Origin of the sequence: Lutimonas halocynthiae, from assembly GCF_030409835.1 — a bacterium.
Taxonomy (GTDB): domain Bacteria; phylum Bacteroidota; class Bacteroidia; order Flavobacteriales; family Flavobacteriaceae; genus Lutimonas; species Lutimonas halocynthiae.
Genome location: NZ_JAUFQO010000016.1, coordinates 536600 through 549649 on the forward strand (window position 1 = coordinate 536600; position 13050 = coordinate 549649).

The 13050-nt window shown below is 34.6% G+C and carries 10 protein-coding genes and 2 tRNA genes; 7 read left to right on the plus strand and 5 right to left on the minus strand.

The annotated features are described in order from the left end of the window. Positions 1 to 20 precede the first annotated feature (20 nt). From QWY87_RS15415 to QWY87_RS15425, 3 genes are all read right to left on the minus strand, one after another. Entirely contained in the window at positions 21 to 1349 is a 1329-nt protein-coding gene (locus QWY87_RS15415) for an anaerobic C4-dicarboxylate transporter family protein (RefSeq protein ID WP_290292883.1), read from the minus strand. 72 nt (positions 1350 to 1421) lie between these two features. Next, positions 1422 to 2201, minus strand: coding sequence for a DUF2490 domain-containing protein (locus tag QWY87_RS15420; RefSeq protein WP_290292884.1), 780 nt, complete (start codon positions 2199 to 2201; stop codon positions 1422 to 1424). 153 nt (positions 2202 to 2354) lie between these two features. Next, positions 2355 to 3032 (minus strand): hypothetical protein, encoded by a 678-nt coding sequence (locus QWY87_RS15425; RefSeq protein WP_290292886.1) that lies wholly within the window; start codon positions 3030 to 3032, stop codon positions 2355 to 2357. 268 nt (positions 3033 to 3300) lie between these two features. On the opposite strand from QWY87_RS15425, the gene QWY87_RS15430 reads away from it, so the two are divergent. Together QWY87_RS15430 and QWY87_RS15435 are read left to right on the plus strand one after the other, a co-directional pair. Then, positions 3301 to 3384: transfer RNA gene (locus QWY87_RS15430), tRNA-Ser, on the plus strand. A 24-nt stretch (positions 3385 to 3408) separates the two neighbouring features. Beyond that, positions 3409 to 3483: transfer RNA gene (locus QWY87_RS15435), tRNA-Pro, on the plus strand. 659 nt (positions 3484 to 4142) lie between these two features. On the opposite strand, the gene QWY87_RS15440 is transcribed toward QWY87_RS15435, so the two are convergent. Continuing rightward, on the minus strand, positions 4143 to 5183 hold the full coding sequence (locus tag QWY87_RS15440) for a LacI family DNA-binding transcriptional regulator (RefSeq protein ID WP_290292889.1): 1041 nt from the start codon (positions 5181 to 5183) through the stop codon (positions 4143 to 4145). Positions 5184 to 5399: 216 nt separating this feature from the next. Between QWY87_RS15440 and QWY87_RS15445 the strand changes: the two genes are divergently transcribed. The 5 genes from QWY87_RS15445 to QWY87_RS15465 all read left to right on the plus strand — a co-directional run bounded on the left by QWY87_RS15445 (position 5400) and on the right by QWY87_RS15465 (position 11748). Further along, entirely contained in the window at positions 5400 to 6749 is a 1350-nt protein-coding gene (locus QWY87_RS15445) for an MFS transporter (RefSeq protein WP_290292892.1), read from the plus strand. A gap of 60 nt (positions 6750 to 6809) precedes the next feature. Continuing rightward, entirely contained in the window at positions 6810 to 7748 is a 939-nt protein-coding gene (locus tag QWY87_RS15450) for a carbohydrate kinase family protein (RefSeq protein ID WP_494337527.1), read from the plus strand. 8 nt (positions 7749 to 7756) lie between these two features. Then, the gene (locus QWY87_RS15455) at positions 7757 to 9493 is read left to right on the plus strand and encodes an alpha-amylase family protein (protein ID WP_290292895.1); all 1737 of its coding nucleotides are present in this window, start codon (positions 7757 to 7759) and stop codon (positions 9491 to 9493) included. A 242-nt stretch (positions 9494 to 9735) separates the two neighbouring features. Next, positions 9736 to 10242, plus strand: a complete 507-nt coding sequence (locus QWY87_RS15460; RefSeq protein WP_290292898.1) for a cytochrome c oxidase subunit 3 — start codon at positions 9736 to 9738, stop codon at positions 10240 to 10242. Positions 10243 to 10566: 324 nt separating this feature from the next. Next, complete coding sequence (locus tag QWY87_RS15465) at positions 10567 to 11748, plus strand: cysteine desulfurase family protein (RefSeq protein WP_290292901.1); 1182 nt, start codon at positions 10567 to 10569, stop codon at positions 11746 to 11748. Positions 11749 to 11752: 4 nt separating this feature from the next. Here QWY87_RS15465 and QWY87_RS15470 read toward each other — a convergent pair whose 3' ends face one another. Continuing rightward, positions 11753 to 12859, minus strand: a complete 1107-nt coding sequence (locus tag QWY87_RS15470; RefSeq protein ID WP_290292902.1) for an XdhC family protein — start codon at positions 12857 to 12859, stop codon at positions 11753 to 11755. Between the last annotated feature and the right edge of the window lie 191 nt (positions 12860 to 13050).

The window sequence follows — 13050 nt, forward strand, 5'->3', positions numbered from 1 at the left end:
ATAGAGGTTAATAATATATTTTAGGTTAAATAGGTAATAAGTAATGCGATAACCACTGCAGAAAATGTGGTAATAAGTCCTGGCAGCATAAAACTGTGATTTACCAGTCGGTTACCAATTTTTGTGGTTCCGGTTTGATCAAATGATATAGCAGCTAGTATGGTTCCATAAGTAGGTAAAACAAAGAATCCATTCACTGCTGGATAAAGTGCAATTAAAAGCTCTGCATCAAGCCCCAGGGCCAATCCAACGGGCATCAACGTTACCACCGTTGCAGCCTGACTAAATAACATTATCGACAAGGTAAATAAACCAAAACCAAACACCCATTGATAACCTTCTATGGCATTTGAAATACTATCAATAATTAAAATCCTGTTTCCTTCAAAAAACGAGGAGCCCAACCACGAGATTCCAAGAATTGAAATCAGCGCGACAATACCGCTCTTCATAATACTACCGCCTACTGCCTTGCCAGCATCTGCTTTAAAAATAATCATGATAAATCCTGCGATGGCTAGCATGATGACCATAATAGCGGGGCCCATACCAATCTGATCTTCTGTAAGCTGACCATCAACCATCCATTGATAAGTAGGCCTGATTTCAGGAAATATACCGATAATGACAACCATAATAATGGCTAAGAAAAACATCATTGTAGATCCCTTTGCTTTTCTTAAGGATGCCTTTGTAGGTTCTTCCGAAGAAGCCAAATCTTTTATCTTGCCATCCTTTAATCTTTGTTGATAGATAGGGTCATCGGCCAACTCTTTTCCTTTTCTATATACGCTAAATGAACCTATTATAACCGCAATTAATGTGGAAGGAATAATGACCATCATCATTCGAGGAAGACTCACTCCCATAACAGACAATATACCCAGCATGGCAACTGTAGCGGCTGATATAGGTGAAGCCACTAGTCCTTGCATCGCTGCTATATCAGTCATGGCAATAGGCCGTTCAGGTCTGATTCCTGATTTTCTCGATATCTCTGCAATTACAGGTAATAAGGCATATATTACGTGCTGTGTACCCGCTGCTAAAACCAATATATAAGTAACCAAAGGGGCTACAAAAGTGATATGCTGAGGGTGCTTTCTCATAATCTTCTCTGCAACACCAACGAGGTAATCAAGGCCCCCAGCTGCTTCCATGGTTGAGAGTGCAGTGATCACAGCTAAAATCATACCCAACACAATTATTGGGGGGCTTCCAACGGGCAATCTAAATGCGAAAATAAATATGACTAGTCCAATACCAGCAATGGTTCCCATTGCTATTCCTCCTATTCTGGCACCGATAATAATGATGGCCAAAAAAATGATCAATTCAATCCAGAGCATTTCTTTCGGTTTTAGTTAGATACTCACTAAAATACGAAGAATAACGGAATAAATTCAATAGACAATTAGGAACTATTCAATGCCACCTACAGGATAATGGGGTAAATCTTCACTTTTATTCTTTTTACGTAGGTCGGGTGATAAATAAAAGAATAATCGGATAGTGTGATTCAGGTCATACTGATAACCACTATATTTTTGTTGAAATACAGCCATGTAGCCAAAATCAAAAGACCATTCTTTGTTAAGTCTATGGGTCATCCCCACAAAAAGTCTGTTTTGATCAAAGGTATTGTAAACAATTTCCTCTCCAAAATGAAATAAGATTTCATCAGACAACACTAAGCGTGGCTTCTTTTCATCCTCAAAAACCCTGATTGCTGCTGAAAACAAAAACCTAACGCGATTTGAAAAACGAACTCGATCTACTGAACCATCTGGATCAAGAACCTCGTGCCATCTTTGTTCATTTCTTATCCGCTGAAGAAACCGAGTTCTTCCATTTTCGCTTCTCCAAAGAAATTGCTGATAAATCCTCTTTTCTAATGCGTAGTTAAACCCTCCGTCCAATGCAGGAGATGCCAACCATAGCGCTGCTGCTCCACCAGCCACTGACATTTTATCATTCAACCAGTATACACCACCCGCTCTAATAAAATAAAAGTTGGGGTCTTTTATAAAATCATCTCTTCTTATGTGAAAATCACCCATTGCTCCCCAATGGTCACTAAAACGCCAGGTTGAATTGATACTTGTCCAGAATTGCACTTGATTATCAATTTCCTTCTCTTCTTGAGCTCTTGCTGAGTAACAAGTAATAAGCAAAATTATGATTGTGGTTATTTTCTTCATAAGGAGCACAAAAATACGGAATAGAGACAGAAATATTCTCAATAAAAAGATGAATCTAAGAAAACGGTTTCGCTACTAAAATATTAGAATAAGGTTCATAAAAAAGGCCTAAGTAATTAAACTTAGGCCTTTCAAATTATTGAAAATTTTATCTTATTTTTTCAACTGCTTCAAAACCGCATCCGCATAAGGAGGAGCTACTTTTGAAATAGATTTTGGATCAGTAATATCAATTGCAATTACACCTAATAATTGCTTCCCTGGTTCCAAGTCTAAATTATAAATTACAGTTTCTAAGTTGTAAGTTTCTGAAGTATAAGTTCTGGTTTCTGAAGGAACATATGATCCACCATAACCGTAACCATAAGGAGAATATACACGTCCGTAATATCCACCGAATCCACCGTAATAGCCACCATAATAAGATGGGTAGTAACCACCTGAAACATAACCACCAGTTTCTGACGTTACAATTTCTTTACTCATGTCTTTTAAAACAGTAAGTACAACACCTTTATAGCCTTCATTCTTAATAATCTGAACTCTTTGAGCAATTTGCTCTTCAGTTAATTGTTCGTTCTGTTTCATTGCTGGGAATTTTTTATAACTCTCCGTTGCATCAACTCCGCCAGCTCTTAATCTTTCAGCAATTTCTTGCTCAAATCTTTGTCTTCCAACCATATCATCTGATCTGGCAATTACCAAAATTTTGGCACCTGCAAGAGTCTCTATTTCATCAGCCTTCCAAGAATCAACTACTTTAATACCTGAACAGCTTCCAAAAATTAATGCCATAGACAATAGCATTACAAATTGTTTAAATCTTTTCATATTCGTTTTAATATTAATTAATTTTAATAAGTGTTTACAAATATATATTTTTTTCAATGAAATGACTTGAAATACTCAAATAAACTGAATGCTGATTATCATATTTATTCTTTAGTGTAACCAATAAATCAAGGCTAATTCTTCTGTGCCTAAATGTTTTACAAAACACATCGATTATTTTCTAAAATAATATTGAAAATGTTTGCAGGATTCTATTCCATATAATACATTTGCAGACCTAAAAATTAGTTCTTTAAAATAGGAAATTGGAGAGGTGCCAGAGTGGTAATGGAGCAGATTGCTAATCTGTCGACGGGTAACCGTCGCCAGGGTTCGAGTCCCTGTCTCTCCGCATAAAATTCAAAAGATAATCGCTCGGGGTGTAGCGTAGCCCGGTTATCGCGCCACGTTTGGGACGTGGAGGCCGCAGGTTCGAATCCTGCCACCCCGACAAAGCAAAATCCTTTTAAACTGAAGTTTAAAAGGATTTTTTGTTTCCAGCCCGTTGAAAGTTCACTTTCATAAGGGTCTGGAAACAAAAAAGACTCAATTGTGAAACAATTGTAAAGGATTTTGCTTTGGCATCGTTCCCCATTTCAGGATCACCAACTGTAAGGAGGTAATCCGATTTGAGATTGGAGATTGTTGATTGGAGATTTAAGAGTTAAAGGCCTTATTACCCTCGTCACACCACTTCAGGATCACCAACTGTAAGGAGGTAATCCGATTTGAGATTGGAGATTGTTGATTGGAGATTTAAGAGTTAAAGGCCTTATTACCCTCGTCACCCCATTTCAGGATCACCAACTGAAAGGAGGTAATCCAATTTGAGATTGGAGATTGTTGATTGGAGATTTAAGAGTTAAAGGCCTTATTACCCTCGTCACCCCTTTAAGATCACCGACCGCAGGGAGCTAATCCGATTTAAGATTGTTGATTGGAGATTGTTGATTTAAGAGTTAAAGCCGTTATTAGCATCGTCCCCCCTTCTCAGGATCAACGCTGTTAATCGATTTAGAATTTCGAATGTCGAAGTTTTCTCCTTTACTTTCAACCATGCAACAGGACACCCTCAATAAAAAAGGCTACATCCAAACTTTAATTTATTTTCTAATTTTTACTAAAAATTTCAGTGGATTCCCTCTTTATCAGCTTTGTTTCTAATGTTATAGTTTGAGGTGCAGTTTCTTCCTTATTTTTAATGGCTATTATTTCTTTATAAAGTTGGTTAAATGCTGTTTCGCCCATAAGGTATCCTGGTTGATCAATCGTCGTTAGTGATGGTGAAATGACTGAAGACATAAACCAATTGCTAAATCCAATAATTTTAATATCCTCCGGAACCATAACTCCTAATCTTTTCAACTCGGTTAATGCTCCGATGGCAACTAAATCAGTATTGACAAAAATTCCATCCACATCTTTGTGATCTTCAATTAATTTCTTAGCACTTATTTGACCTGCTTCAAAACTCATATCTCCAAATTCACTCATATAAACCAATGAGGAGTCAAAAGGCAAATTATTATCGAGTAAGGCTTTTCTGTAACCAAGAAATCTATCAATAGAATTCAATGGTAAAAGGGCTCCTCTAAAATGGGCAATACGTTTACATCCAATATCTATTAAATGCTGAGTAGCATCATAAGCTGCTTTTCTATCGTCTATTATAACCTTCGAACAGCTCACCATTTTAGCAATCTTATCAAACATTACCAAAGGTTTGTTCAAGGCTATGACTTGATTTAAATGCTCATAGTCTGAAGTATTATTTGCTAAGGAAATTAGTATACCATCAACCCGTTGACTCAATAACAAATCTATTTGTTTCTTTTCTAATTCATAAGACTCATTGGATTGCAGAATAATCACTAAATATCCTTTTTTTTCGGCTTCGTTGACAATCCCTTTTATAATATTAGAAAAGAAATGATGGACTATTTCAGGAACTATCAAACCGATCGTTTTAGACTCCTTTGTTCTCAAATGAACGGCAAAGGAATTGGGTTTGTAATTTAATGATTTGGCTAAGTCCTTTACTTTTGTCTTTGTTTTAATGCTAACATCAGGATAATCTTTTAAAGCTTTTGATACAGTAGCCACAGAAATATTTAACTGTTCCGCTATTTGTTTCAAGGTAACAGGTTTCATAAAAACATTGATTTTGAATACCAAGATACAAAAAACGAAAACGTTTTCGTAAAAATCGAAAACGTTTTCGGTAAAATAATTGTACTCGTAAAATATATATAACTGTACATTGCTTCATGTTTCCCATAAAGGCCATATTGATTGTAGTAAATGGAAGTCATTCACTACTCAATATGGTCATTTTTAGATATACAAATAATCACTTAACTCTAAATAATGGTTGGTAAAGTAAAGCTAAGTTTCTGGCAAATTTTTAATATGAATGTAGGTTTCTTAGGAATCCAATTCAGTTTTGGTTTGCAGCAAACTGCAATTAATCCAATATTTTCATTTTTAGGAGCTAATCATGAAGATTTACCCTTACTAAATTTAGCGGGCCCCGTAACAGGTTTAATTGTCCAGCCTATAATTGGTGCTATTTCAGATAAAACCTGGTCTCCACGTTGGGGAAGACGAAAACCATTTTTTCTTATTGGAGCATTAATAGGTAGCTTGTGTTTATTTGCATTTCCTTTTAGTCCTACATTGTGGTTTGCCGTAGGTTTATTATGGATTCTTGATGTCGGGAATAATATGGCAATGGAGCCATATCGCGCCTTTGTAGGTGATAAATTACCAAATACACAGTTGAGTTTCGGTTACCAAATGCAAAGTTTATTTGTTGGCGCTGGTATTGTTTTAGCAAATGCTTCCATATTTCTTTTCCAAGATTGGTTTGGTGAGGTGGAAACAGCAAGTGAAACAGTAAAATCTATCCCTAAATGGTTGTATTACTCCTTTTTCATTGGGGCTGTATTATCTGTTTCTACGATTTTATGGTCAGTGCTGAAAACGCCTGAAATACCTCCTTCAGATGAAGAGATGGCAGATATTAATAAGCATAACGCATTACCGTTTATAGATCGAATAAAGACTCCATTCATAGAAATTGTCGATTCAATCAAAGATATGCCCAAATTTATGTGGAAGTTATCAGCAGTATACCTGTTTCAATGGTATGCCCTATTTATTTATTGGCAATTCATTGCTCCTATGTTCAAGGAAAGCATGGGTTTTAATAGTTCTGAAGCTTTAAGCCAAGCAGCAAAGATGAATACTACCTATAACTTATCTACAATTGTTTTTGCCCTAGCATTGGTGCCGTTAGCGCTTAAATTTGGCGGTAAAAAAGTATATGTATTCAGTTTGTTTTTAACAGGTATTGCAATGCTTTCTATACCATATATTCAAGATCCCCTATTGGTTATTTTACCAATGATACTTTTTGGTATAGGTTGGGCCGCTATGATGGGTATTCCTTATTCGATGGTTTCTAAAATAGTGCCTCAGGAAAGACGCGGTGTTTATATGGGAATATTAAATATGATGATTGTTATTCCTATGGGAATTCAGACATTGACTTTTGGGCCAATTGTAAAAAACTTGTTAGACAACAGTGCGGTTAATGCCATTCTATTAGGTGGCGTGTTTTTTATTATATCAGGTGTATTGGCATTGCGACTTAAAGAGCCTAACTCAATTGAGGAAAACGAAAATATACCCGTTTCAAATATTATTGATCAATAGATTCAATAACCTAAGGGCTAATTAAATTAAAAATAAGTTGATTAACATAGCGAATTCATTTTGAAAAATAAAGCAAGAGATATAGATATTTTATGTGTTGGCGAAGTGCTTATAGATTTCATTGGACATCAAACAGGAGTGCTTATCAATAACGCAAAAGATTACCACAGGTATTTAGGTGGTTCTCCAACTAATGTTGCTATGAATTCAGCAAAATTAGGCTTGAAGTCTGTAATGGTAGCTACTGTTGGTAAGGATGGTTTTGGAGAATATATTTTTGAAAGACTCATTGAAATCGGAGTAAATACGGATCATATAACTGAAATCGAGGCCAAACCGACAAGCGTTATTTTTGTGTCCAGAACAGACGGCACACCAGATTTCATACCATACCGTGAAGCTGATTCTCATATTACAGAAGCTCAAATTTCAAAAGACTTACTTTTAAAAACGAATATATTTCACACAACCTGTTTCGCTTTAAGTAAAAACCCTGCACAATCAACTATTTTAAAAAAGGCTGAAGAGGCATTTAAATTGGGATGCAAATTAAGCATCGATGTGAATTATGCTAAAAAATTATGGCGCAGTCAGGAGGAAGCTGTTCAGATAATTAAAGACTATTGCAAATTTAACCCATTAGTAAAGATTAGCGAAGACGATATGCTGAGACTCTTTGAGAAGAATCTCCCTCATGAAGAAATATTCAATTTTTTCCATTCTGAAGGAGTTGAAACTGTCTGTTTAACGCTGGGCAGTAATGGTGTTAAAGTATCAGAAAAAGGAAAAAAGATAATTCAATTGCCAGCAATAAAAATTGATGCCGTTCAAGACGCAACAGGCGCAGGTGATGCTTTTTGGTCTGGATTTTTATTCGCCTATATAAAAGAAAAACCTATTGAAAAATGTTTAGAAGTAGCTTTACAAATGGCAGCCATAAAACTTCAAAATGTAGGTAGGTTACCTGATAACATTAATATATTATCAGAACTTTTATAAATTCTTTAATGATGCAAGAAGATTTTACTATTAGCAAGGGAGTAATGTTCAATGCATATCCCGATAGCATTGGAACAAATTTAAGCGATTTGATTGACATGCTGAAAATGCCTCATTTTAAAGATGTGTTTTCGCTGTTTTATGTACTTCCAACATTTTTTAATAGCGATTTAGATAGAGGGTTTTCAATCGTGGATTACGATTTAAATAAAGATTTAGTTTCTAAAGAAAACTTAAAAGCATTTGAGGAGCTCAATATTCAGTTAAAATTCGATATTGTTTTAAATCATCTTTCAGTAACATCGCCTCAATTCAAAGATTTGCTGAAATATGGTGATAAATCAAAATACAAAGACTTCTTTATTAATTGGAATACCTTCTGGGAAGGAAAAGGTGAAATGGGAAAAGATGGTATTATCATGCCCCATGAACAATTTCTGAGTAAATTATTTATGAGAAAGTCTGGATTACCCGTTCTAAAAGTGCTTTTCCCTGACGGTTCAGAAAGACCTTATTGGAACACTTTTTACCAAAATATCAGCTATGCTAATCTCACTGAAAATGATTTAATAGATTTAAGTGGTTTGAGTCAGGAGCAAATTAATCTTATTTGCAGTAAAGTCAATGCAGCAATAGATGAAAAACAAGATCTTAACAGTGTTGATTTTGAAAATTATGATTATCTGAAAAATAAGATTTTACAAATCGTAAATCAAAAGCGCTCCTATCTTGGCCAAATGGATGTGAATGCCAAAGCTGAATTAGTTTGGGAATTTTATGAGGAAACCTTAGAAAAAGTGAGCGATTTCGGTTGCAAAATATTAAGGTTAGATGCTTTTGCATATTTGCATAAGGAAATAGGGCAGTCAAATTTTTTTAATAAACCTGGTACTTGGCAGTACTTAAAGAGAATTAAGAAAATAGCATCAAAGCATGATTTAATGCTCTTACCAGAAATTCATGCGGAATATGGATTGCATTTACATGATGAAGTAGCGAATGAAGGCTATTATATTTACGATTTTTTCTTGCCAGGATTAACCATTCATACTATAGAAAATGGTTCGAGCAAAGCACTTTTAACATGGGCTAAAGAAATCATTCGTAAAAAATATAAAACAGTGAATATGTTAGGCTGTCATGATGGGATACCTGTTCTCGATTTAAAAGGCAAAGAAGTCAACGGGATATACAATAATGGTTTACTTGATGATGTTGAGATTGAAGCAATTATGAATAAAATAATGGAGCGCGGAGGCCGGGTGAAAAATCTTTACGATCCATCAGGTAATAAGATTTCATATTATCAAGTAAACGCTACTTTTTTCAGTGCTTTGGGCGAAGATGAACGCAAACTATTATTGGCAAGAGCGATTCAAATGTTTATGCCTGGAATTCCTCAGGTCTGGTATTTAGACCTTTTTGCCGGTAAAAACGATTATGAAGCTGCCGATAAAGCAGCGGATTCGGGACATAAGGAAATTAACCGATCTACTTTAAATATGCAAGATATTAGAAACGGTCTTCAAAAAGATATTGTGATGAATCAACTGAAAATAATGAGGTTGAGAAACAACTCTGATGCTTTTTTGGGTTCTGTCACTTTTCATGAAACTTCAGATTGTGAAATTCATATCGAATGGATTAATCAAAATGAAATCGCAGAATTACAAGCAAATCTCAAAACCCTTGATTTTAGTATCAATCATAAAAAAAACGGCTTGATCAAATCAATGAATTTTTAATACATTTTCAAGTTGTCATCAACCATCCAACAACTGGTTTATAATGGAAATTTCATAGGCCAATTTGTTGTTATATTTGAAAACAGGTTTAATCTATAAATAATTTAATACTGGTTTTAGGACTTACATTATTTATTCAAAAATATTTTAAGACTGGGATTAAATTTATAAGTGTTCAACAAATTAATTCAAAAAGCATATGGTATCCACCAGGAGGTATCCTTATGTGAATTATCATCTTTTTGGAACTGTTCACTTTTGGTGCGGCCTTAATTTCAATGGCTCATTATAGCAGTCAAGAATTAGAATTATTTCATAGTTCAAGCCTGAAATTGAATACTGCATATGAAATGATAAACTCCTTCTTCTTATTAACCAGTTGTTTTTTTATGGCCGTTTCCGTTACAGAATTTAAAAAAGAGAACAAAACACAGTTTAAAAAACTCCTGCTATTGACCATGCTTTTTGGATGCCTTTTTTTAGGATTAAAAAGTTTTGAATATGTCGAAAAACTCAATGAAGCAATTACAATTGGATACAATACATTCTTTACTTTTTATTGGATGCTCACTTTGTTTCATGTGATTCATGTTATGGTTGGCTTGGTCATTTTAACCTCGGTATATTTTGGAATCAGCAAAGAAAAATCCAATACAAGTGTTGAAGATATTGAGGATAGCGCCGCTTTTTGGCACATGTGTGATTTAATTTGGCTGATGCTTTTTCCAGTAATTTATTTACTTTTTTAATATGAAAAACGCAGCAACAATAACTTGGATTATTTTAATAGTACTTACGATTACTTCGGCACTATTAACAAAGATTGACAGTAATTATGTTGTTTTCAGTATTTTAATATTATCAGCTTTAAAATTTTGAGCTGTGGCTTTTCAATTTATGGAAATAAAAAAAGCCCATGTATTTTGGAAAACAATAATTATTAGTTTCATTTTCCTATTTGGTGTCGGCTTATTGATTGCTCTATAAAATATAAAGGAGTTAAAAGCTCCTGTATAATGATGCTTATTGATCAATTTATTTTAATTTTAAACAGTCCTATTTAATTTCTTAAAATGCAAAAAAAGCTTTATTTAGATTATAATGCCACTACCCCATGTGATCCGGCTGTTGTTGATGCTATGCTCCCATTTTTAAGTGAAAATTTCGGGAATACCTCAAGCATACACCATTCGTTTGGGTGGCTTGCAGAAGAAGCTGTAGAGGCTTCTACTGATCAAATTGCCAATATTTTAGGTATTTCTCCTGATAACATTATCTATACTTCAGGATCAACTGAAGGAATTAATATGGTGTTAAAAAGCTTTTCTAATAAATATAAGCCATCGGGTTCTCATATAATTACTTGTAAAACTGAACATAAAGCTGTTTTAGACACTTGTGCATATATGGAAAAATATGAAGGCGTTTCTGTTACCTACCTCAATGTTGACACTTCGGGATTGATCAATCTAAACGATTTAAAAGCAGCGCTGCGGCCCGAAACAGTTTTATTAGCTATTATGTATGCCAATAACGAAACCGGCGTTATCCAACCTATACAAGATATCGCCAAGATTATAGCAGATCAGAACATATTCCTGTTTATTGATGCTACGCAGGCCCTCGGAAAAGTGGAACTCTACGATGCTTTGGAAGTTGCTGATTTTGCCTGTTTTTCAGCTCATAAAGCTTATGGGCCGAAAGGAATTGGCCTGGTTTATTATAAAGATAATAAGGCTAAAAAAGCTTTGCACAGTTTTATTCAAGGGGGTGGACAACAAAAAACCTTACGGGGCGGTACGATAAATACTCCAGGAATTGTAGGTTTTGCAAAATCAATTGAATTGAGCTGCGAGAACCTATCTGATGACATGATCAGAATAACCCAATTAAGGGATCAGCTAGAAGAAGGCCTTCTTAGAATTGAATTGTCTAGTTCTAATGGGCATTCAGCGCCCAGGTTACCTAATACCTGTAATATATCCTTTCCTTTTGTTAATGGAGCTGACCTATTACGAGCCTTAAGCAAAGATATAGCCGTTTCGAATGGTTCGGCTTGTAATGCGGCCTCTGAAAACCCTTCTCATGTGCTAACTGCCATGAGAATAGATCCTGACTTAGCCTTTTCATCACTCCGCTTTAGTATAGGTAAATACACATCTGAAGAGGACATTATTAAAACCATTAATATCGTAGACAAGGAGGTGAATTCACTTAGAGAAAAAAATATCCTTTGGGAACGCAGAAAAAATTAATCCTTTAATTTCTTTCGTGAATCGGTCCGTTTTTAAACTTAAGCATTCCTCCTCTTTTTCCTGAAAAAACGCTTATTATTTCTGAAAATATACTCATGGCTATTTCTTCCGGAGAATTAGCACCAATTTCTAAACCACTTGGGGCATGTATTCGCATCAAATCTCCTTTTGACAACTCAAGCCCCTCATCTTTAAATGAATCTATCATTTTATCAAAACGCTTTTTAGGCCCTAATGAGGCTATATAATTTGCTTGGCTATTCAAAACCTCCTTTAGGTTTTTACGATCAGTTTTAAAATCATGGGCCATTAATATTACTGCTGTTCTATTGTCTAATTGGGGGCGATCATTAAAATCTTTGTGAAAAATATTTGTTACTCCTTTGATCTTTTCCTTTTGAAGCTTCTGCATATTTCCGACCAAGCTTATTTCCCAGTCCAATACTTTTGCAAACTCCAACATTGGGTAAACATCATAATTATCCCCAAAAATGGCCAAATGGTATTGAGCTGGAATTATTTCAATAAAGACCCCGGCTTCTAATTCGCCAGAAGAGAAATGATAGCTGTTCGATTTATTTTTCTCAATAACCTCTTGAATTCGATCTAGAAGAAATAATTTAAAATCTGAAGAAGGCATATCATCCAAATCACCGCTTTCAATATCATAATAAAAACTACTACCCAGTTTTAAAGATTCTTGATCTGGGTCAATAGAAGTTATGGTAATGACTATATGTGACTTTCTATTTGATAAACATTTTTTTAAAATTTTTAAAGTATTCGATTCCTCATCAATTGGAGTCATCAATACATCAATAACACCATTACAACCTAAACCAATACCAATTTCATGCTCTTTAGACGTATCATAAGTAATCAAAGATGGTTTTTGCTTTAATATTGCCAGCTGAGAACGTTTTAAAGTATCACCTTCTAAACAGCCACCACTAATACCTCCTTCAAATATGCCTGATTCAAAAATAACCATCCTCGCCCCTTCTCTTCTGTAAGAGGAGCCTTCAACTTTTACTACTTGAGCAATTGCATATTTTTCTCTTGAAGATTCTTTCGCAGCAACTAATTCTAAAATAGTTTTAATTTCCTTCATAACTCATTTAGCTTCTTCTTTAGAATACTCTTTTTACCAATCAATTCATGATGAACAAATCAAAACCAAGTTAATTAAAATTTCCCATTTTCAATTAGAAAAACCCCTTGTTCTCTTTCTTTATCAAGGATTTGATATAAATTGAAATAAAACAACTTAAGTGCATCATAAACAATGATTTACAAATATAT

What these genes read in the sequence shown, in the direction of transcription:
- QWY87_RS15415 (WP_290292883.1), bottom strand. Translation starts at nt 1,349, where the DNA reads ATGCTCTGGATTGAATTGATCATTTTTTTGGCCATCATTATTATCGGT.
- QWY87_RS15420 (WP_290292884.1), bottom strand. Translation starts at nt 2,201, where the DNA reads ATGAAGAAAATAACCACAATCATAATTTTGCTTATTACTTGTTACTCA.
- QWY87_RS15425 (WP_290292886.1), bottom strand. Translation starts at nt 3,032, where the DNA reads ATGAAAAGATTTAAACAATTTGTAATGCTATTGTCTATGGCATTAATT.
- QWY87_RS15440 (WP_290292889.1), bottom strand. Translation starts at nt 5,183, where the DNA reads ATGAAACCTGTTACCTTGAAACAAATAGCGGAACAGTTAAATATTTCT.
- QWY87_RS15445 (WP_290292892.1), top strand. Translation starts at nt 5,400, where the DNA reads ATGGTTGGTAAAGTAAAGCTAAGTTTCTGGCAAATTTTTAATATGAAT.
- QWY87_RS15455 (WP_290292895.1), top strand. Translation starts at nt 7,757, where the DNA reads ATGATGCAAGAAGATTTTACTATTAGCAAGGGAGTAATGTTCAATGCA.
- QWY87_RS15465 (WP_290292901.1), top strand. Translation starts at nt 10,567, where the DNA reads ATGCAAAAAAAGCTTTATTTAGATTATAATGCCACTACCCCATGTGAT.
- QWY87_RS15470 (WP_290292902.1), bottom strand. Translation starts at nt 12,859, where the DNA reads ATGAAGGAAATTAAAACTATTTTAGAATTAGTTGCTGCGAAAGAATCT.